Here is a 20,385-nt window from a genome sequence, read left to right as displayed (position 1 = left end):
CTTCTCCCCCGATCGGCCCCGCGCCGGCCCCGCACCACCATGCGGCCCACCCGCCCCGGATCCCGTTTGGGAGCGTACCGCGACGCCGCGGCGCAATACAAGCCGGCGCCCCCGGACGCCTTCGGGCCGACGGGTTGCGTGGGCTCGCTTGATCGTATAGGTTGATGACCTCAATTCGATTCCTTGGCCCATACAGAGGACGAGACACGCGATGCCCCAGGTCTTCCACCCGAGTGCCAACACGCTCTCGCGCGTGGTCTTGTTCAGCCTCGCGGCCGGGCCGGGCGCCCTGCTGGGGTTGATGTACCTCCTGGTCCGTTCCCCCTACCAGACGCAGGTCGGCGTGGTCCGCGAACAGCCCGTTCCGTTCTCGCACGAGCACCACGTCAAGGGCCTGGGGATCGACTGCCGCTTCTGCCATTCCTCGGTGGAGACGGCGGCCTCGGCCGGGATGCCCGCGACCCACACGTGCATGACGTGCCATTCCCAGATCTGGACCGGCAGCCCGCTCCTCGAGCCGGTCCGGGCCAGCCTGCGGGAGCAGAAGCCCATCGCCTGGACGCGGGTCCACGACCTCCCCGACTTCGTGTACTTCAACCACGGGGTCCACGTCCAGAAGGGGGTCGGCTGCGTGGAGTGCCACGGCCGCGTCGACCTGATGCCGCTGGCGTGGAAGGAGAAGCCGCTGACGATGGAATGGTGCCTGGAATGCCACCGCAACCCGGAGCCCCGGCTGCGGCCCCAGGATCAGGTCTTCAATATGGAGTGGACGGCCTCGGAGGCCGGCGGCCACGCCGAATCCGGCGGGCACGCCGAGGGCGGCGCGCTGGCGGCCGTGGCCGCGGCCGTCTCGAGCCCCCACCCAACCGCGACGATGAACCAAGTGGAGGTCGGCCAGTTGACGAACTGCTCGATTTGTCACCGATGATGATGAAGCCCACCCCCGCCGACCCCGCCCCCGCGCCCGACCTCGACCTGGAGAAGCCGCTGACGCTCGTCGAGCTGATGCGCGGCGCCCAGGCGGTCGACGCCGAGCCCGGCGACGCCGGCCCGCGCTACTGGCGGAGCCTCTCGGAGCTGGCCGACGACGGCAGCTTCGCCGCCGAGACGGCCCGCGCCGCGGCCCGGGCGCAGGCGGCGATCTTCGGCCTCGACGACTCCAGCCGCCGCAAGTTCATGACGCTGATGGGGGCCTCGTTCGCCCTCTCCGGCGTCGCCGGATGCGCGATCCAGCCGGCCGAGAAGATCGTCCCCTACGTCGAGCAGCCCGAGGCCATCGTCCCGGGCAAGCCGCTCTTCTTCGCCACCGCCTCGCCGACCGGCGGCGACGGCCTGGGCCTCCTGGTCGAGAGCCAGATGGGCCGGCCGACGAAGATCGAGGGCAATCCCAGCCACCCGGCCAGCGGCGGCACCACCGACGTCTTCGCCCAGGCCGAGGTCCTCGCCCTCTACGACCCCGACCGCTCGCAGGTCGCCGTCCACGATGGCCGCGTCGACACGTGGGAGCGGTTCCTCCGCTTCGCCGTCGACGTCCGCGAGCGCAAGAAGGCGGCCAAGGGGCAAGGCCTGCGGATCCTCACCCGCTCGATCGCCTCGCCCACCGTGATCGACCAGATCCGGCGGCTGAAGGAGGCGATGCCCGAGGCCGAGTGGCACAGCTACGAGCCCGTCACCCGCGACGCGTCCCGCAAGGGCGCCGAGCTGGCGCTGGGCGCGGCGTATGAGCCGGCCTACCACTTCGACAAGGCCGACGTCGTCGTCGCCCTCGACGCCGACTTCCTCAACTGGGGCCCGGCCGCCGTCCGCTACTCCCGCGCCTTCGTCGACCGCCGCAACCCCGAGGTCGAAGGCGCGACGATGAGCCGGCTCTACGCCTTCGAGCCCACCCCCAGCATCACCGGCGTCAAGGCCGACGTCCGCACGCCGGTCGCCTCGGCCGACGTCTACCTCGTCGCCGCGGCCCTCGCCAAGGCGCTCAAGGTCGCCGGCGCCCCCGACGTCGACGCGAAGCGGATCGAGGCCCACTCGGCCGCGATCGCGGCGATCGCCGCCGAGCTGGAGGCCCACAAGGGCAAGGCGCTCGTCGTCGTCGGCGAGACCCAGCCCGCCGAGGTCCACGCCCTGGGCCACGCGATCAACGCCGCCTTGGGCGCGGTCGGCTCGACCCTGACCTACGGGGCCCCCGCCGACGCCGGGCCGACCGATCAGGCCGCCTCGCTCGTCGAGCTGGTCCGCGACATCGAGGCCGGCGCCGTCGACACCCTCTTCGTCCTGGGCGCCAACCCCGCCTACGAGGCCCCGGCCGACCTGAAGATGGCCGACGTCCTGCGGAACCCCAAGCTCACGGCGCTCATCCACCTGGGGCTCTACAACGACGAGACCGGGGCGGTGAGCCACTGGCACGTCCCCGAGGCCCACTTCCTGGAGTCGTGGGGCGACGTCCGCTCGTCCGACGGCACGGTCGCCCTGCAGCAGCCGCTCATCGAGCCGCTGTACCAGGGCCGGTCGACGTCCGACGTCCTCGCCGCCCTGCTCGGCCAGGTCGGCGTCCCGGGCCGCGAGATCGTCCGCGACTACTGGCGGACCAGGCTGCCGGCCGCGAGCTTCGAGGCGACCTGGCGGCGGGCGCTCCGCGACGGCGTCGTCGTCCTGCCGGCCGAGGCCGAGAAGCCCAAGGCCCCCGACGCCCCCAAGCTCGACAAGGTGCAGTGGCCGGCCGTCGCCGCCGCCGCGGCCGACGACCTGGAGATCGTCTTCCGGCCCGACCCCACCGTCTGGGACGGCCGCTACGCCAACAACGGCTGGCTGCAGGAGCTGCCCAAGCCCCTCAGCACCCTGACCTGGGAGAACGCCGCGCTCGTCAGCCCGGCGCTCGCCAAGCGGCTGGGGCTGGTCGAGGGCCAGCTCGCCCTGCTCGACTTCCGCAGCTCGGTCGTCGAGGCCCCCGTCCTGATCACCCCCGGCCAGGCCGAGGATTCGGTGACGGTCCACCTGGGCTACGGCCGCACCCGCGCCGGCCGCGTGGGGACCGGGATCGGCTTCGACGCCAACAAGCTGCGGCGGTCCGACGTCCCCTGGTCGAGCCCGGGCCTGAAGCTGGCCGGGACCTCGGGCCGGGTCAAGCTGGCGATCACCCAGCACCACCATGTGACCGAGGGCCGCGAGCCCGTCCAGGTGGCGACGTTCGAGGACTTCAAGGCCCACGGCGGGGAGCACGGCCACGCCCACCCCTCGGGCAGCCTGTACAACGACCCGCCGTACAAGCAGAGCGAGGACTACGCCTGGGGCATGGCGATCGACCTCAACCGCTGCATCGGCTGCGGCTCCTGCACGATCGCCTGCCAGGCCGAGAACAACATCCCGGTCGTGGGCAAGGACCAGGTGCTCAACTCCCGCGAGCTGCACTGGATCCGCGTGGACCGCTATTACGAAGGGGACGAGGCCAACCCGGCCGTCCACTTCCAGCCTGTCCCGTGCATGCACTGCGAGAAGGCCCCCTGCGAGCTGGTCTGCCCCGTCGAGGCGACCACGCACAGCGACGAGGGCCTCAACGAGATGACCTACAACCGCTGCGTGGGGACCCGCTACTGCGGCAACAACTGCCCGTACAAGGTGCGGCGGTTCAACTTCCTGCAGTACGCCGACAAGGAGACGCCGAGCCTCCAGCTCATGCGGAACCCCGACGTCACGGTCCGGATGCGGGGCGTGATGGAGAAGTGCACCTACTGCGTGCAGCGGATCAACGAGGCCCGGCAGAACGCCAAGATCGCCCACGGCAAGATCGGCCGCGACGAGGTCGTGACGGCCTGCCAGGGGGCCTGCCCCACCAAGGCCATCGTCTTCGGCAACCTGAACGACCCGGAGAGCGCGGTGACCAAGCTCCGGAAGTCGCCCCGGCACTACGCCCTGCTCGCCGAGCTGGGGACGCTGCCGCGGACGACCTACCTGTCCAAGCTGACCAACCCCGCCGCCGGCGCCGGCAAGGCCGACGCCGCCCAGGAGCCGCACCATGGCTGAGATCCATCACGACGCCGGCGTGAAGGACCCGCTGCCGCCGGTCCTGGCCCCCGGCCACACCTACGCGACGGTGACGTCGAAGATCAGCGACGTCGTCCTGCTCCGCCCGCTCGACTGGCGCTGGGCCGTCGGCATGGGGATCGCCAGCTCGCTGCTGCTGATCTTCGGCGCGGCGGTCGCCAACCTGCTCTACCGCGGCACCGGGATCTGGGGCATCAACGCCCCGGTCATGTGGGGCTGGGCGATCATCAACTTCGTCTGGTGGGTCGGCATCGGCCACGCCGGCACGCTGATCTCGGCCATCCTGCTGCTGCTGAAGCAGCAGTGGCGGACGTCGATCAACCGCTTCGCCGAGGCCATGACGCTCTTCGCCGTGGCCTGCGCCGGGCTCTTCCCGCTCTTGCACATGGGCCGGCCCTGGAAGTTCTACTGGATGATGCCCTACCCCAGCACGATGGCCCTGCTGCCGCAGTGGCGCAGCCCGCTGGTCTGGGACGTCTTCGCGGTGTCGACCTACGCCACGGTCTCGGCGCTCTTCTGGTACGTGGGCCTGATCCCCGACCTGGCGACGCTCCGCGACCGGGCCAAGAACCGCTACGTGGCGATGATCTACGGGGCCCTGGCCCTGGGCTGGCGGGGCTCGGCGCGGCACTGGTCGCGGTACAAGAGCGCGTACATGCTGCTGGCCGCCCTGGCGACCCCGCTGGTCGTCTCGGTGCACACGGTGGTGTCGCTCGACTTCGCGGCCTCGGTGATCCCGGGCTGGCACGCGACGATCTTCCCGCCCTACTTCGTGGCCGGCGCCATCTTCTCGGGCTTCGCGATGGTGGTCACGCTCTGCGTCCCCTTGCGGTCGTGGTACGGCCTGAAGGACTTCATCACCGACCGCCACCTGGACAACATGGCCAAGATCATGCTGGCCACGGGCATGATCGTGGGCTACGGCTACGCGATGGAGTTCTTCATCGCCTGGTACAGCGGCAACCCGTACGAGGAGTTTCTGCTGCTGAACGCCCGGCCGTTCGGGCCCTACTCGAACGCCTACCGCACCATGGTCACCTGCAACGTCCTGATCCCCCAGCTCCTGTGGGTGCCGGCGATCCGCCGCAACGCGGTCTTCCTCTGGGTGATCTCGATCTTCGTGAACATCGGCATGTGGCTGGAGCGGTACGTGATCGTGGTCACGAGCCTGAGCCAGGACTTCCTGCCGTCGTCGTGGGCCATGTACAGCCCGACGCGGTGGGACGTGATGACCTTCATCGGCACCCTCGGCCTGTTCACCTTCCTGCTCTTCCTGTTCGTCCGGGTGCTGCCGGCGATCGCCGTCTCCGAGATGCGCGAGCTGGTCCACGAGACGCATCACGAGCACGCCGCCCACGGCGGCGACCGCGCCGCGGTCGAGGCGGCTGGAGAGAAGCGATGAGCGTCCAACACGCCCCGGAGAACCCCGAGGTCTACGGCCTGATGGCCGAGTTCGACGACCCCGACCGGCTCGTCGAGGTGACCCGGAGCGCCTACGAGCGCGGGTTCCGCCAGATGGAAGCCTACACGCCCTTCCCGGTCGAGGGCCTGGACCACGCCCTGGGGTACCACCGCAACAAGGTCCCCCGCACCGTCTTCGCGGGGGCCCTGCTGGGGGGCGTCGGCGGGTTCCTGATGCAGTGCTGGTCGGCGATGTACTACTACCCCCACAACATCGCCGGCAAGCCGCTGTACTCGTGGCCGGCGTTCATCCCGATCACGTTCGAGATGACGGTGCTGGGCGGGGCGCTCGCCGCGGTCTTCGGCATGCTCTACTTCAACGGCCTGCCCCGGCTGTACCACCCGGTCTTCAACGCGCCCGAGTTCGCCCGGGCGTCCGACGACGGGTTCTTCCTGTGCGTCCAGTCCCGGGATCCGCTGTTCGACCCGGAGGCGACGCTGGCGTTCCTGGAGACCTGCGGGCCCCGCTCGATCTCCGTCGTACCATACTGACCCGACCCTCATGGGATCCGACCCGCCCACGATGCGCCCAAACACCACCACCGCCCGCGTCCGGAACGCGACGGCCCGCCGGCCGCAGCGGCTCGCCGCCGCCGCCCTGGCCGCGCTGCTGGCCGTCGCGCCGGGCTGCACCGACATGTACGACCAGCCCCGGTTCGAGCCGTACGAGGCGACGACGCTGTTCTCCGACGGCGCGTCGTCCCGCACCCTGGTCCTGGGCACCGTCCCCCGCGAGGACGTGCGCGGCCTCCCCGCCGTCGAGGACCGGGAGCTGCTGCTCACCGGCCTGAAGGACGGCGTCGCCGCCCAGGAGCCCCCCTTCGCCGTCGACCGCGCGGTCCTCGAACGCGGCAAGCAGCGCTACGGCATCTACTGCACCCCCTGCCACGGTCAGCTCGGCGACGGCCGGGGCGTGATCGTCCAGCGCGGGTTCACGCCGCCGCCGAAGTACACCGAGCCCCGGCTGGTCGACGCCCCGCTCGGGCACTTCTTCCAGGTGATCAGCAACGGCCACGGTGCCATGTACTCGTTCGCGGCCCGGGTCGCCCCGCAAGACCGCTGGGCGATCGCCGCCTACATCCGGGCCCTCCAGCTCAGCCAGAACGCCAAGGCCTCCGAGCTGCCCCCCGAAGACCAGAGCAAGCTGCAGGAGGCCGTGAAATGAGCTTCGACTTCGCCGGCGCCCGCGCCGGGGCCGACCTCGAGGCCCACTTCGACGTCATCCAGGCCTCCGCGCTGCGGGTCGGGATCATCGGACTGATCGTCAGCCTGGCCGGGGCCCTGATCCCCGTCACGCGGGACTCGTTCTTCCCGGCCTATTTGACCGCCTTCCTCTTCTGGACCAGCATCTCGGTGGCCTCGATCGGCCTCTGCTTCCTCCACCAGCTGGTGGGGGGGTCGTGGGCCCTGCCGCTGCGGCGGCCGTTCGAGGCGGCCGGTGCGATGATCGTGCTGATGGCCCTCTTCTTCCTGCCGATCCTGGTCGGGGTCAGGCTGGGCTACGCCTTCCCCTGGGCCGACGCCGCCGTCGTCCAGGCCGACCCGCTCGTGGCCCACAAGACGAAGTTCCTGAACTTCCCGTTCTTCGCCGCCCGCGGGGTCTTCTACTTCGCCGTCTGGGGCCTCGCCGCCTACCTCGCCAACGCCTGGTCGCGGCAGCAGGACGGCCGCTCCGACACGGCCCCCAGCCGCCGCCTCAAGGCCGTCGCCGGCCCGGCGCTCGTGGTCCTCTTCCTGTCGACGTCGTTCGCGGCCTTCGACTGGGGCATGTCGCGCGACCCCGACTGGTACTCGACGATCTACGGGGCCATGTTCATCGTCGGCGCGATCCTGTCGACCCTGGCCTTCGCGACCGTCTTCACCATCCGCAACTCGGCCTACGAGCCCATCCGCTCGGCCCTGACCGTGGGCCGGCTCAACGACGTCGGCAACCTGCTGCTGGCGTTCACGATGCTCTGGGCCTACATGTCGTTCTCGCAGTTCCTGATCACCTGGCTGGGGAACCTCCCCGAAGAGGTCATCTGGTACCTGCGACGGATCGGCGGCGTCTGGGGCGTGGTGGCGCTCGGCCTGATCGCCTTCGGCTTCTTCGCCCCCTTCCTCGCCCTGCTCGAACGCCAGCACAAGCGCGACGCGGGCTGGGTCCTGCCGATCGCCTCGTGGATTTTGGTCATGCGGGCCGTCGACCTGGCCTGGCTGATCCTCCCCGGCTACGCCAAGATCGGCGAGGGCGGGACTGGCTTCCCCTGGCTGGGCGTGCTCTGGTACGCCGCGGCGCTGGCGGGGATCGGCGGCGTCTGGCTCTCGTTCTTCGTCCGCCGGCTGCGGACGGCCCCCTTGATCCCGCTCCAGGACCCCCGGATCGTCGAAGCCCTGGCGCACGACCACGCCCACGAGCATTCCGGAGGCGCCGTCCTATGAGCGACATCGACCCCAGCCTGCTGGAGGGGGACATGATCCCCCAGGGCCGCTACAAGCCGGCCCGCGAGCTCAAGGAGCTGCACGAGAACACCGACCTCGACCTCAAGGGGGTGCTGTTCAACACGGGGATCCTGATCGCCCTCTGCGCGGCCACGTTCGTGGCGATCATCTTCGTGATGCGCTACTTCGTGGGCGTGGAATCGGTGATGGACGAGGCCAGGCTCTCGCTGCGGTTCGCCGACGGCCCGCCGCCGCCGGCCCCGGTCCTGCAGAGCGACCCGGCCAAGGAGACGCGCGAGATCGTCGACGGGGCGCGGTCGCGGCTGGACTCGTACGGCTGGGTCGACGCCCAGGCCAAGACGGCCCACATCCCCATCGACCGCGCCATCGAGATCCTGGCCGAGAAGGGCCTTCCCAAGGGGGGCAAGATGGACCAGTTCCATCCCCTGCAAGGATCGTCCAACCCGGTGAAGATCGGCGTCCCGCCCAAGCCCGAGGAGGCCGCCCCGGCCGCCGCCGCTCCCACGCCCGCGCCCGCCCCGGCGGAGGTCAAGAAGGAGGCCGAGCCGGCGAAGCCCGAGGCGGCCCCGAAGCCGGAAGCCGCGGCCCCCGCCCCAGCGCCGGAGACGGGAACGAAGCCATGAGACGGCCCCTGCTCCGCCTGATGATGCTCGCGGCCCCGCTGCTCGCGGCGGCCCCGGCCGTCGGCGACCAGCCGGTCCCGCTCGGCACCCAGGCCGCGCCGGTCTCGGACCCCGCGGCGTTCGCCGGCACCGCCTCGCAGGTGAAGTTCGAGCAGCGGCTGGGCGCCCAGGTCCCGCTGGGGACGACCTTCCTCGACGAGGAGGGCCGCGAGACCCCGCTGTCCGCCTGCTTCGGCCGCCGGCCGGTGGTGCTCGCCCTGGTCTTCCACCGCTGCCCCCTGCTCTGCAACCAGGTGCTGGCGGGCCTGACCCGGAGCCTCAAGCCGCTGCCGATCAAGGCGGGCGTCGACTTCGACGTCGTCGCCGTCAGCATCGACCCCGACGACACGCCGGCGTCGGCCAAGGCGAAGAAGGCCGGCTACCTCGAACGCTACGACAACCCGGGGACCGAGGCGGGCTGGAAGTTCCTGACCGGCCGCAAGGAGGCGATCGACGCCCTCTGCGACGCGGTCGGCTTCCACTACGTCCAGAACCCGGCCACCAAGCAGTTCGCCCACGCCGCCGGGATCGTCGTCATGACCCCCGGGGGCCAGCCGGCGCAGTACTTCTTCGGCATCGACTTCCCGCCCAAGGAGGTCGACGCCGCGATCCGGCGGGCGTCCGAGGGGCACATCGGCTCGCGGATCGCCTCGCTGCTCTTGCTCTGCTACGACTACGATTCGGCGACCGGCAAGTACACGCTCTCGATCGTCCGGCTGCTCCGCGGGTTCGGCACCCTCACGGCGCTGTCGCTCGGCTTGTATCTCTTCCTGATGTTCCGGCGCGAGCTGCGGGGACGGACCGGGGACGGGCCCCCCGACGTCGCCGAGGCGACGGCCGGCGACGGGCCCGGGGCCTGAAACGAAGGTATTTCATCCATGTGGGATTTCCCCCTGTTCCCGGACCAGGCCTCGACCAACGCGCCGAAGCTGGACGCCCTGATGCTCTTCGAGCTGGGCGTCCTCGTGTTCTTCACGATGGCGATCCTGCTCTTCGTGCTGGCCTTCTGCGTGCGCTACCGCCGCGGCAACGCGGCCGACCGCAGCCACCCGCCGACCCACAGCAAGGCGATGGAAGCGGTCTGGATCGTCATCCCGGCGATCCTGTCGGTGGTCATGTACGCCTGGTCGACGCGGCTCTTCTTCGACCTCTACGAGGCCCCGGCCGACGCGACCCAGATCGACGTCGTCGGCAAGCAGTGGATGTGGTACGTCCAGCACTCCCAGGGCCGTTCCGAGACCAATGAGCTGCACGTGCCGCTGGGCCGGCCGATGAAGCTGAACATGACCTCGCAGGACGTGCTCCACAGCTTCTACATCCCGGCCTTCCGCATCAAGCAGGACGTCCTGCCGGGCCGCTACACGTCGCTCTGGTTCGAGCCCACCAAGGTCGGCGTGTACAACCTCTTCTGCGCCGAGTACTGCGGCACGAACCACTCGCTGATGATCGGCAAGGTCCACGTGATGGAGCCGGCCGACTACGAGGCCTGGCTCTCCGAGAAGGGGGTCGGCCCCTCGCAGGCCGAGGAGGGCGGACGGCTGTTCGTCCAGCACCACTGCGCCGGCTGCCACCGCGGCAGCCAGACGGTTCAGGCCCCCAGGCTGGAAGGCGTCTACGGCAAGCCGGTGCCGATCCAGGACGGCAAGGACGTCCACTTCGTGACGGCCGACGACCGCTACATCCGCGACTCGATCCTGCTCCCGAAAGACCAGGTCGTGGCCGGCTACGAGCCGATCATGCCGTCGTTCAAGGACCAGATCAGCGAGACCGACCTGCTGAAGATCATCGCCTACATCAAGTCCATCGCCAACGGAGAGACGAGCCAATGAGCGCCTCGGCCCTTGCCCATCACGACGGGCCGCCGGCCGACTACCTGTCGGACTCGACGGTCGCGTCGTGGCTCTTGACGACCGACCACAAGCGGGTCGGCATCCTGTACATGATCTCGGTCACCGTCTTCTTCGCGGTGGGCGGGCTGATCGCCGGCCTGATGCGCCTCGAGCTGATGACCCCCAAGGGGGACGTGCTGGCGACGCCCGACTCGTACAACCGCATGTTCACGATGCACGGCGTGATCATGATCTTCTTCTTCCTGGTGCCGGCCATCCCGTCGGTGCTGGGGAACTTCCTGATCCCCTTGATGATCGGGGCCCGCGACCTGGCCTTCCCCAAGATCAACCTCCTGAGCTGGTACGTCTACATCATCGGCGGCCTGATGGGGGTCTGGATCCTGATCTTCGGCGGCATCGACACCGGCTGGACGTTCTACACGCCGTTCAGCACGATGTACTCGAACACGATGGTGGTGACGGCGGCGGTGACGGTCTTCATCACCGGCTTCTCGTCGATCCTCACCGGGCTCAACTTCGTGGTCACGGTGCACACGATGCGGGCCCCGGGGATGACCTGGTTCCGCCTCCCCCTGTTCGTCTGGTCGCACTACGCGACGGCCCTGATCATGGTCCTGGCGACGCCCGTGCTGGCGATCTCGATCGTGCTGGTTGGCCTGGAGCGGCTCTTCCACGTGGGGATCTTCGACCCCAAGCTGGGCGGCGACCCGATCCTCTTCCAGCACCTCTTCTGGTTCTACTCGCACCCGGCCGTGTACATCATGGTGCTGCCCGGCTTCGCGGTGATCTCCGAGATCATCCCCTGCTTCGCGCGGCGGCCGATCTTCGGCTACCGATTCATCGCCTTCGCCAGCGTCGCGATCGCGATCTTCGGCTTCCTGGTGTGGGGCCACCACATGTTCGTCTCCGGCCAGTCGATGTACGCCGGGGCCGTCTTCTCGATCCTCAGCTTCCTGGTCGCGATCCCCTCGGCCATCAAGGTGTTCAACTGGACCGCGACCCTGTACAAGGGCTCGATCAAGTTCGACACCCCGATGCTCTACGCCCTGGGCTTCATCGGCCTGTTCACCATCGGCGGCCTCACCGGCCTGATGCTCGCCTCGCTGGCGATCGACGTGCACGTCCACGACACCTACTTCGTCGTGGCCCACTTCCACTACATCATGGTGGGCGGCACGACCATGGCCTACCTGGCCGGCATCCACTTCTGGTGGCCCAAGATCTCGGGCCGGACCTACCCCGAATTGTGGGGCAAGCTGTCGGCCCTGCTGGTGTTCGTCGGCTTCAACCTGACGTTCTTCCCGCAGTTCCTGCTGGGCTACCTGGGCATGCCCCGGCGCTACTTCGAGTACCGCCCCGAGTTCCAGGTCCTCAACGTCATGTCGACGGCCGGGGCCTCGATCCTCGCGGTCGGCCTGATCATGCCGCTGGTCTACCTGCTGCTCTCGCTTCGCCAGCCCCGCAACGCCGGCCCCAACCCCTGGGGCGCGACAGGCCTCGAATGGCAGGTCGAGTCGCCGCCGACGACCCACAACTTCCACGAGCCGGTCCTGGTGACCTGCGAACCGTACTTGTACTCGCCGGAGGAGGCGGAACGGGAATATGCACACGTCCAGCACGTCCACAGCTCCTGACGAGGGGACGCAGCTCCTCCTGTCCCACTTCGACGACCTCGACCAGCAGCACCTCACCTCCAACCTGGGGATGTGGTTCTTCCTGGTCAGCGAGGTCATGTTCTTCAGCGGCCTGATCGCGGCCTACACCGTGTACCGCGCCCTCGCGCCCGACGCGTTCAAGCTGGGGAGCCACCACATGGCCATGTGGGTCGGCTTCTTCAACACCCTCGTCCTGCTGACGAGCAGCCTCACCATGGCCTTCGCCGTGCGCTGCTCGCAGGTCGGCGACCGGCGGGGGATCGTCCGCAACCTGATCCTCACGGCCCTGCTCGGCACCATCTTCCTGGGCGTCAAGGCGAGCGAGTACAAGACCGAGATCGACCACGGCTACCTGCCCGGCCGCAGCTTCCACGTCTCCGAGCACGACGCCGAGGTCCTCAAGGCGGCCAGCCTCGACGCGAACGGCAACCTGGACGAGGCCAAGTTCAGCCGGAACAAGGGCCAGTTCCAGATGATGTTCGTGCTCTACTTCTTCATGACGGGCGTGCACGCGTTCCACATGATCGTCGGCATCGCCGCGGTGCTCATCTTCGCCGTCCTGATCCGGATCAAATGGTTCTCCGGCTTCGGCACCACGCAGGTCGAGGTCCTGGGGCTCTACTGGCACTTCGTCGACGTCGTGTGGGTGTTCCTCTATCCCTTGCTTTACCTGATCGAGTGACAGGCGGACCCAGACCTATGGCGCATACGTCGCATTCCCATTCGCAGACGAACCTGGCGCAGACCACCGACGCGCACGCGCAGGCGCACCACGTGATCGAGGTCCGGACGTACGTCCTGATCTACATCGCGCTGATGCTGTTCCTGGCGGCGACCGTGGCCGCGTCGTTCATGCCCCTGGGCGCGTTCCACCTGCCCGTCGCCATGACGATCGCGCTCATCAAGGCCGTCCTGATCGTGCTGTTCTTCATGCACGTCTACTACAGCGCCCCGCTGACCTGGATCACGGCGGTCGGCTCGCTGCTGTGGGTCGGCCTGCTGCTCGCCTTCCTCCTGTCCGACTACCTCGCCCGAGGCTGGCTGCACATCCTCGGGAAGTGAGCACGGCTCCAGGACGCGACCAAGACGAACGCCGCGCGCGACGCCTCGATCACCCGGGCGTCGCGCGCGGCGTTGCGCATTTCCGGCCCCGGGCGCCCGCCTCGCGAAGGCTCCTTCGTGGCGGCGTCGACGACCCCGCCCGCCGGCCTATGCCGGGTAGGCGTGGTCGGGTCGTTCTTGCACCCAGGCTCTCAGGTCGAGACGCTCCGGACGCCCGAGCAGGGAACTCGGCGCGGTCCCGGACATCTCGATGAGATAGCGGTCGCCGTCCCGCCCCGCGAACCTCAGCCGGACGTCCGAGACCTCGTAGCTCTCACCGACGTCGATCGCGAAATACGGCTCGCCGGTGGCCTCGTCGCAACCGCCCGGCAGGTCGAGTTCGACGCCGGTGTAGTCGACGGCCTTCTCGAAAGGTAATGGGGCCGCCTCCGTATAGACGCCGATCCCGCCGTGCGGATACATCGGCTCGATCGGGTCGTCGTTGAGGCATCGCCCCCGAATGTTGAAGTCCCAGCCCGGCCCCGACCAGCTCTGCGAGATGTATCGAAACGTCGCCGACTCGACGGCGAACTCGTACCGCCCGAGCCGCATCCGGCCTGATGCTTCCATCATGACGGCGAGCCCGTCGGGGATCGGGACGGCTTCATGGCCCGCCTCCAGGAATGGGATTCGGAACCGACGTCCGGGCTCATGCCAAGTCGCGGCGATCGCTCACCCTATGCAGCAATCCGGTATAATTCATCGCGGGCGGCCGCTCAACAGTGCTCCTGAAATCTCGACGATCGACGAAATGACCCGCGGCCCTCGCTTAATTGATAATCGCTTGAACATAACATGAAATCTTTAGAAGGGCAGACTTATTGACAGGTCGCCGCTTTTCGGCTTAGACTTCAGAACAGGGCCTGCTCGCGAGGGGTGGGCCGAGCCGGTCATGCAGGCCTCGGGAGTGTGCACGGGCACATGACCGGGGCCTTCGTCATTCCCGCCCCGTCGACGACGGCCGGCCCCCGCCGGGCCGATGCGGAACAACCCGACGCGACCCACCGGGGCGACCTGGGCGAAGGAGGAACCACCGTGTCTCTTCTCTTCCCGCTGCGCGTACGGCGGCCGGGCCGCGCCCCGGCCGAGGGCTCGCGGCGATCCCGATCGAGGCCGTCGGTGGAGTTGCTGGAAGGCCGGGCCCTGCTCAGCAACCTGCTCGCCAACGGCCACTTCGAACTCGGGGACGTGGGTTTCACGACCCAGTATCCCAACATCGACATGGCCGGCGGCTACATCATCGGTCGCGACCCGGACGCCGACCGTCTGGCGAGCTTCTTGAGCTTCGGCGACCACACCACGGGGACGGGCCTCATGGACGAGGTCGACGGGGCCCTGATCCCCGATCAGGTCGTCTGGCAGGAGACGGTCGCGGTGTCGCCCGGCACAAACTACACCTTCTCCGGATGGGCGGCGACCATGGTCGGCCTCGATCCCAGCCCGGCCCGCCTGCAGTTCCTCGTGAACGGGGCCCCGATCGGCTCGGACTACCCGGTCCCCGCGCGGGGCGGCAGCTGGTCGTCGTTCTCGGCGACCTGGAACTCGGGGACGGCCGTCGTCGCCAAGATCCAGATCTTCGACCGGCAGACCGCGTACGCCGGCAACGATTTCGCCCTGGACGACCTCTCGTTTCGTGCGATCCAGGCGGTCGCGTCGCAACTGGTGGTGACGGCGCAGCCGCACGGCTCCGTCGTCGCCGGCAGCGATTTCGAAGTGACCGTCGCCGCCGAGGATCTCTTCGGGAACGTCGACGGCACCTTCCGAGGTGCCGTCGCCGTGGCCCTGGCCGGAAACCCGGGCGGCACCGCCCTGGGCGGCGTGCTGACCGCGACGGCCCAGGACGGCGTGGCCACCTTCTCCGGGCTGACGCTCGATAGGATCGGCTCCGGCTATACGCTCTCGATCGCCGGCGGCGGACTGATCCCCGCGACGACCCGCGCCTTCGACGTCGTCCCCGCGGCGGTCCGGGCCCCGACCGTCGCGGGCTTCCGGTGCGTCGGCGCCCAAGGTCGGCCGACGGCCCTCGTGGCGAGCTTCAGCGAACCGATGAGCGCCGCTTCGGCCGAGGATCGCGGCAACTATCGCCTGGTCTGGTCGGGACGCGACCGCCGGCCGGGAACCGGGGACGATCGGGCCGTCCCGATCCACCGGGCCCGGTACGACTCCGAATCCCAGTCCGTCGTCCTTCAGCCGATCGGGCGGCTGCCGCAGCATGGGATGTTCCAGCTCACGATCGTCGGCACGACCCCGAACGGCCTGACCAGCCTCGCCGGCATCCCCCTAGACGGGACCGCTACGGGGCTGCCGGGCAGCGATTACATGGTCCAGTTCGAGCGCACGAGGACGACGGCGCAGCCTTGGTGGACGGGCATGCGATCGCAATGAGGGTGGTCGGAGTCGCGATCATCGACGAAAAAAAGGCCCGCGGGCCTCGCTTGACGGATCAAGACGAGGACTGCGGGGCCTGGGTTTTCGAGGTCGGTCGGGCCGATCCGGTCAGATGTGGCTGGGGATCGGCGCGGGACGGGTGTCGGGGTGCGAGCCGGTCAGCGAGGGGAGCGAAGGCAACTCCAGGTCGGGGGCCACCTTGTCGCGGAGGTCGCCGACCGCCTCCTTGGCGGCGTCGCCGAGCTGTTCCATCGACAGGCCGACGGCCTCGCCGCCGAACTTCAGGGCGAGGTAGTCTTCGGCCAGGCCGAGCACGGCGTTATTCACGCCCAGGCCGCGGTTCAGGGTGATGCGGGCGATGGGGGCGACGCACGCCACGCCGGCGGCCACCACGGCCCCCATGATCGGGATCGAGGAATCCTCGACCCCGTCCCGCCGCATGCTCTCGCGGGCCGCATAGGCCCCGGCGAGGGCACGGGGGATCATCAGCATCGGGCGATAACGCGCGGGGAGGAACCCCAGCTTGTCCAGGGCCATCTCGCCCAGGGCGCCGAGCACCCAGCCGTTCGTCCGGGGCCCGCGTCGCGAGGCCTCCAGGAGCGCGGGCCCCATCGTCACCTTCAGTCCGCTCACGGCCGCGAGCGTCAAGGCCCGCTCGAGCGGCGTTTTCGATTCCGCCATGGGTCACGTCCCCCTTCTAAAAGCTGCTTGTCGCCGGGATTCGGGATCGTCTATAAGGCCCCGCGGAAAAACACGCGGGCCGATGAAGAACGAATCTTTGCAACAATCATGCCGGCCCCCTCGACGGGTGGACACGATCAAGATTCGCCGGCCCCATCATTTCGTCCGGCCGTCGCAGTGCGACAGAGGGGCCGAGTCGACCTCGCAGCAAGCTATTTAAAGCTTATTGACGTCAAAGTGCGGGCGAGGCCGGCTCGCGGCCTGGGTCAATTAGCGCTCATGCCCGTGTAGCTCGGGGGATCGCTGGCCGGGAAGGAGTCTTCCGAGGCCAGGTCGACCGCCTCGTCGGTGGTGATCGGCACGCAGTCGGAAGACTTCAGCGCGGTCCCCGGCGGGCATGGCTTGCGCTCGGGCCGCGTGAAGAGGCCGGCGATCGTGCTCTTGAGGCCGTCGAGCCAGGAGGCCTTGCGATGGGCGGCGATGTGGGTCGTCATATCATCATGTCCTTCAAGGCGTGGGTTGAGGATACGCCACGCGGAACATGACGTTGCAAACCCCGCGCCGACCTTGAGGCCGTGGTCTGTTCGGGCGGTGTGATCATTTCGGCGGTGTGGGTGACGATACACGAACTTAGGGTCGTCGCCGCGGACGGATCGGGACCGGCCACTTCAGCCTCGCAGACATGGAGCATCCGTGAGAAGCTATCCGACGAGGCTGAAGGGCCGTAAACTCCTGGGGCGGAAGGTCGCACCGTCGATCGACGGGCCCGAGGACGACCCGCGCGAGGTCTCGACCATCGCGCTTATTGGGGGGGGGTGATATGTCGATTCGATATGAGCATACCGAGATCGTTCGGGTGACGCCGGAACGCGCGTTCGCCGTCATCGACGACCTGCCCATCACGGCGAAATGGCTGCCCCCCTGCGTGAGCCTGGAGAAGGTCGGCCCGGGCCCGAACGCCCCGGGCGACAAGCTGCACTACGTCTACACGCAGGGCGGCAAACAGGGCGAGATGGCGGGCGAGATCCTGGCGCGGACGCCCGGCGAGCGTCTCCACTGCAAGTACGGCGACGCCGCTTTCGACGTCTCGGTCGACCTGAGGGTCGCCGCCGCGCCCGAGGGCGCGCTGACCTCGCACGTCATCGAGATCACGCCCAAGACCTGGGCCGGCAAGCTCATGTCGCCGCTCATCCGCCTGGGGTTGGGCAAGCAGACGCGCGACGCCGCCTCGAACCTCAAAAAGCTGCTCGAATCGGAAGCCGCCTGAACGGGGACGACCGGGGCCGGCGACGTTCGCCGACGCCGTCACGCGCCGTACTGTTCGTCGCTCACGTGTTCCAGCCAATCGACGACCTTGCCGTCGAGCTGCTCCTGGATCGCGATGTGGATCATGGCCGTGGTCGGCGAGGCCCCGTGCCAGTGCCTGACCCCGGGCGGGAACCAGACCACGTCCCCCGATCGGACTTCCTCGACGGGCCCACCCTCCTGCTGGACCCGGCCGCATCCGGCCGTGACGACCAGGGTCTGCCCCAGCGGGTGGGTGTGCCACGCCGTGCGGGCCCCGGGCTCGAACGTGACGCTGGCGGCGGATGCGCGGGCCGGTTCGCCGCCCTGGAACAGCGGGTCGATGCGGACCGTGCCGGAGAACCAATCGGCAGGCCCCTTCCGGGAAGGTTGAGAGCCGTTTCGCTGGATTTCCATGCGGACCTCCGGGTGTCGAGTGGGTGGGTCGGCCGCCGCGCCGCGGGCCAGCGACGGCGTCCCGGCCAGGGCCAGTCCCGCGGCGAGGAAGCGGCGACGATCCGGCGATGTGGGGGCCTGGTCGTCGTCGCGGTCATTCAAGATCGCCATGCAAGTCGCCCCGTTCAGGGAGGCCGTCCCGCATTTCAGCGGCCGGACATGCGCTCGAACTTCTCGGGGTAGCGGGCCCCCTCGACCGTGATTTTCGCGGCGGCGGCGTCGATGTCGCGGAGGTCGTCGGGCGTCAGCTCGACGGCGAGGGCCCCGAGGTTCTCGTCGAGGCGGTGGAGCTTCGTCGTGCCGGGGATGGGGACGATCCAGGGCTTCTGCGCGAGGAGCCACGCGAGGGCCACCTGCGCCGGGGTCGCATCCTTCCGCCGGGCGATGCCGCCGAGGAGGTCGATGAGGACCTGATTCGCCTTCAGGGCTTCGGGCGTGAAGCGCGGCAGCATGCTGCGGAAGTCCGTGCCTTCGAAGGTGGCCTTCTCGTCGATCTTGCCCGTGAGGAACCCCTTGCCGAGCGGGCTGTAGGGGACCAGGCCGATGCCCAGCTCTTCGAGCGTCGGGATGACTTCCGCTTCGGGTTTCCGCCACCAGAGCGAGTACTCGCTCTGGAGCGCCGCGACCGGCTGGACGGCGTGGGCGCGGCGGATCGTCTGGACGCCGGCCTCGGAGAGCCCGAAGTGCTTGACCTTCCCCTGCTGGATGAGCTCCTTCACCGCGCCGGCGACGTCCTCGATGGGCACGTCCGGGTCGACCCGGTGCTGATAGAGCAGGTCGATGGTCTCGACCCGGAGTCGCTTGAGCGAGCCCTCGACGGCCTGTTTGACGTGCTCGGGCCGGCTGTCCAGCCCGGCGGCCCCCGGCCGCTTATCCTCGCCGCTCAGGTCGAAGCCGAACTTGGTGGCGACGACCACCCGGCCCTTGAGCGGGGCCAGGGCCTCGCCCACCAGCTCCTCGTTCAGGAACGGCCCGTAGATCTCCGCCGTGTCGAAGAACGTGACGCCGCGCTCGACGGCGGCGTGCAGGAGCGAGGTCATCTCCGCGACGTCCTTGGGCGGGCCGTAGGAGAAGCTCATCCCCATGCAGCCCAGCCCGAGGGCCGAGACTTCCAGCCCGCCGTCTCCGAGTTTCCGTTTCTGCATCGCTCTTCCTCCTGGGTTGGGGGCGACGTCCGACTCATGCCCGAGGCGGCCCGCCCCCGACCCTTTCATTAGAGGCCGACCACCCCCCGGGGGAAAGGAACGTTCCTCTGAAACCTTTGCCTAATCCTCCGTGATGGCGCGACGATTGCCGTTTTGATGCGGATTCTCGTATCCTAAAGCTATGACAAATCCCATGAAGACGGGAAACGGGGCGGAAGGCCCGCACGAGGTCCGCCGGCGTCTCGCCGCGTTGCTGGACGAGGTGGCCGTGCAGGAAGGGCTGCATCCGACGGCCGTGGACGGAGTCCGGGTCCTCCGCAGGTCGGAGCCGCTCGCGCGGGCCCCGATGGTCTATCACCCGAACATCGTCATCGTCGGCCAGGGCCGGAAGCGGGCCTACCTCGGCGACGAGGTCTACACGTACGACGCGTTCAACTACCTCGTCTCGTCGGTGCCGATGCCGGCCGAGTGCGAGGCGGACGCCAGCCCGGAGGAGCCCATCCTCATCGTCGCCGTCGACGTCGAGCCGGCCATGCTCGGCGAGTTGATCCTCGAGATGGACGAGCTTTCGGCCCCCGTCGGGCCGACGCCCCGGGGCCTCTCGACGACCCCGATGGGCGAGGACCTGTGCGGGGCGGTCGTCCGCCTCCTGGAGTGCCTCAAGAGCCCCCTCGACAGCCGAATCCTCGGCCGACAGATGGTCCGCGAGATCGCGTATCGGGTGCTCCTCGGCGAGCAGGGCGGCTCGCTCCGCGCCCTGGCCAGCCGGGACGACCACTTCGCCCGCATCGCCCGGGTCGTCAGATACATCCACGCCGAGCACGCCCGGCCGCTCGGCGTCGAGGAGCTGGCGCGGCGGGCGGGCATGAGCGCCGCCGTCTTCCACCAGCACTTCAAGCTCGTGACGGCCAGCTCGCCGCTCCAGTACCTGAAGCGGATCCGCCTCGACCGGGCCCGGCGGCTCATGGCCCACGATGGCTACAACGCGGGCGCCGCCGCGAGGGCCGTCGGCTACGAGAGCCCCTCGCAGTTCAGCCGGGAGTTCAAACGGCTCTTCGGCGCGACCCCCGTCGAGGAGGCCGGCCAGACCCGGGCCCGCCTCATCGCCGGCTGAGGCTCGTGAAGGAGCGTGGGCACGGAACGGGGTTTGCGTAGGTTAACACCGTGAGGAAGTCGCCGGGCATCGCGCCTGGAGGCATCCATCGAACTCCGCTCACCTTGT

The 20,385-nt window shown here is 69.1% G+C and carries 20 protein-coding genes; 15 read left to right on the top strand and 5 right to left on the bottom strand.

Going from position 1 to position 20,385, the window contains the following annotated elements:
* Window positions 1-211 precede the first annotated feature (211 nt).
* The 12 genes from PZE19_RS30870 to PZE19_RS30815 are packed head-to-tail and all read left to right on the top strand — an operon-like array spanning window position 212 to window position 13,170.
* Window positions 212-928 (top strand): cytochrome c3 family protein, encoded by a 717-nt coding sequence (locus PZE19_RS30870; RefSeq protein ID WP_277864519.1) that lies wholly within the window; start codon window positions 212-214, stop codon window positions 926-928.
* Window positions 925-4,017 carry a TAT-variant-translocated molybdopterin oxidoreductase gene (locus tag PZE19_RS30865; RefSeq protein ID WP_277864518.1) on the top strand — a complete coding sequence of 1,031 codons (3,093 nt, stop codon included), beginning with the start codon at window positions 925-927 and terminating at the stop codon, window positions 4,015-4,017. The genes PZE19_RS30870 and PZE19_RS30865 overlap by 4 nt, the downstream gene beginning before the upstream one ends.
* Complete coding sequence (nrfD, locus tag PZE19_RS30860) at window positions 4,010-5,440, top strand: NrfD/PsrC family molybdoenzyme membrane anchor subunit (RefSeq protein ID WP_277864517.1); 1,431 nt, start codon at window positions 4,010-4,012, stop codon at window positions 5,438-5,440. Before PZE19_RS30865 ends, nrfD begins: the two co-directional genes overlap by 8 nt.
* Entirely contained in the window at window positions 5,437-5,991 is a 555-nt protein-coding gene (locus PZE19_RS30855; protein ID WP_277864516.1) for a DUF3341 domain-containing protein, read from the top strand. The genes nrfD and PZE19_RS30855 overlap by 4 nt, the downstream gene beginning before the upstream one ends.
* A 31-nt stretch (window positions 5,992-6,022) precedes the next feature.
* Window positions 6,023-6,664: a c-type cytochrome gene (locus PZE19_RS30850; protein ID WP_277864515.1), complete on the top strand. Its 642-nt coding sequence runs from the start codon at window positions 6,023-6,025 to the stop codon at window positions 6,662-6,664.
* Window positions 6,661-7,920, top strand: coding sequence for a hypothetical protein (locus PZE19_RS30845; RefSeq protein ID WP_277864514.1), 1,260 nt, complete (start codon window positions 6,661-6,663; stop codon window positions 7,918-7,920). Before PZE19_RS30850 ends, PZE19_RS30845 begins: the two co-directional genes overlap by 4 nt.
* Complete coding sequence (locus PZE19_RS30840; RefSeq protein ID WP_277864513.1) at window positions 7,917-8,564, top strand: hypothetical protein; 648 nt, start codon at window positions 7,917-7,919, stop codon at window positions 8,562-8,564. Before PZE19_RS30845 ends, PZE19_RS30840 begins: the two co-directional genes overlap by 4 nt.
* Window positions 8,561-9,463, top strand: coding sequence for an SCO family protein (locus tag PZE19_RS30835; protein ID WP_277864512.1), 903 nt, complete (start codon window positions 8,561-8,563; stop codon window positions 9,461-9,463). The genes PZE19_RS30840 and PZE19_RS30835 overlap by 4 nt, the downstream gene beginning before the upstream one ends.
* A gap of 18 nt (window positions 9,464-9,481) precedes the next feature.
* Window positions 9,482-10,432, top strand: coding sequence for a cytochrome c oxidase subunit II (gene coxB / locus PZE19_RS30830; protein WP_277864511.1), 951 nt, complete (start codon window positions 9,482-9,484; stop codon window positions 10,430-10,432).
* Window positions 10,429-12,087 (top strand): cytochrome c oxidase subunit I, encoded by a 1,659-nt coding sequence (ctaD, locus tag PZE19_RS30825; RefSeq protein ID WP_277864510.1) that lies wholly within the window; start codon window positions 10,429-10,431, stop codon window positions 12,085-12,087. Before coxB ends, ctaD begins: the two co-directional genes overlap by 4 nt.
* Entirely contained in the window at window positions 12,056-12,790 is a 735-nt protein-coding gene (locus tag PZE19_RS30820; RefSeq protein WP_277864509.1) for a cytochrome c oxidase subunit 3, read from the top strand. The genes ctaD and PZE19_RS30820 overlap by 32 nt, the downstream gene beginning before the upstream one ends.
* A 17-nt stretch (window positions 12,791-12,807) precedes the next feature.
* Complete coding sequence (locus PZE19_RS30815) at window positions 12,808-13,170, top strand: cytochrome C oxidase subunit IV family protein (RefSeq protein WP_277864508.1); 363 nt, start codon at window positions 12,808-12,810, stop codon at window positions 13,168-13,170.
* A gap of 147 nt (window positions 13,171-13,317) precedes the next feature.
* Here PZE19_RS30815 and PZE19_RS30810 read toward each other — a convergent pair whose 3' ends face one another.
* Window positions 13,318-13,782 (bottom strand): hypothetical protein, encoded by a 465-nt coding sequence (locus PZE19_RS30810; RefSeq protein WP_277864507.1) that lies wholly within the window; start codon window positions 13,780-13,782, stop codon window positions 13,318-13,320.
* Window positions 13,783-14,244: 462 nt separating this feature from the next.
* On the opposite strand from PZE19_RS30810, the gene PZE19_RS30805 reads away from it, so the two are divergent.
* Window positions 14,245-15,594: a hypothetical protein gene (locus PZE19_RS30805; RefSeq protein WP_277864506.1), complete on the top strand. Its 1,350-nt coding sequence runs from the start codon at window positions 14,245-14,247 to the stop codon at window positions 15,592-15,594.
* A 111-nt stretch (window positions 15,595-15,705) separates the two neighbouring features.
* On the opposite strand, the gene PZE19_RS30800 is transcribed toward PZE19_RS30805, so the two are convergent.
* Window positions 15,706-16,278, bottom strand: a complete 573-nt coding sequence (locus PZE19_RS30800; RefSeq protein ID WP_277864505.1) for a hypothetical protein — start codon at window positions 16,276-16,278, stop codon at window positions 15,706-15,708.
* Between the two features lie 266 nt (window positions 16,279-16,544).
* Window positions 16,545-16,772, bottom strand: a complete 228-nt coding sequence (locus PZE19_RS30795; protein WP_277864504.1) for a hypothetical protein — start codon at window positions 16,770-16,772, stop codon at window positions 16,545-16,547.
* A gap of 326 nt (window positions 16,773-17,098) precedes the next feature.
* Between PZE19_RS30795 and PZE19_RS30790 the strand changes: the two genes are divergently transcribed.
* A complete protein-coding gene (locus tag PZE19_RS30790; RefSeq protein WP_277864503.1) occupies window positions 17,099-17,545 on the top strand; it encodes an SRPBCC family protein in 447 nt (148 codons plus the stop codon).
* A gap of 38 nt (window positions 17,546-17,583) precedes the next feature.
* On the opposite strand, the gene PZE19_RS30785 is transcribed toward PZE19_RS30790, so the two are convergent.
* Together PZE19_RS30785 and PZE19_RS30780 are read right to left on the bottom strand one after the other, a co-directional pair.
* Complete coding sequence (locus PZE19_RS30785) at window positions 17,584-17,979, bottom strand: (R)-mandelonitrile lyase (protein ID WP_368411424.1); 396 nt, start codon at window positions 17,977-17,979, stop codon at window positions 17,584-17,586.
* Window positions 17,980-18,164: 185 nt separating this feature from the next.
* The gene (locus tag PZE19_RS30780; protein ID WP_277864501.1) at window positions 18,165-19,163 is read right to left on the bottom strand and encodes an aldo/keto reductase; all 999 of its coding nucleotides are present in this window, start codon (window positions 19,161-19,163) and stop codon (window positions 18,165-18,167) included.
* A gap of 193 nt (window positions 19,164-19,356) precedes the next feature.
* On the opposite strand from PZE19_RS30780, the gene PZE19_RS30775 reads away from it, so the two are divergent.
* The gene (locus PZE19_RS30775; RefSeq protein WP_277864500.1) at window positions 19,357-20,277 is read left to right on the top strand and encodes an AraC family transcriptional regulator; all 921 of its coding nucleotides are present in this window, start codon (window positions 19,357-19,359) and stop codon (window positions 20,275-20,277) included.
* The last annotated feature ends 108 nt before the right edge of the window (window positions 20,278-20,385 follow it).

Source organism: Paludisphaera mucosa (genome assembly GCF_029589435.1).
Classification (GTDB): Bacteria; Planctomycetota; Planctomycetia; order Isosphaerales; family Isosphaeraceae; genus Paludisphaera; species Paludisphaera mucosa.
This window is presented reverse-complemented; position numbering and strand designations above follow the sequence as displayed.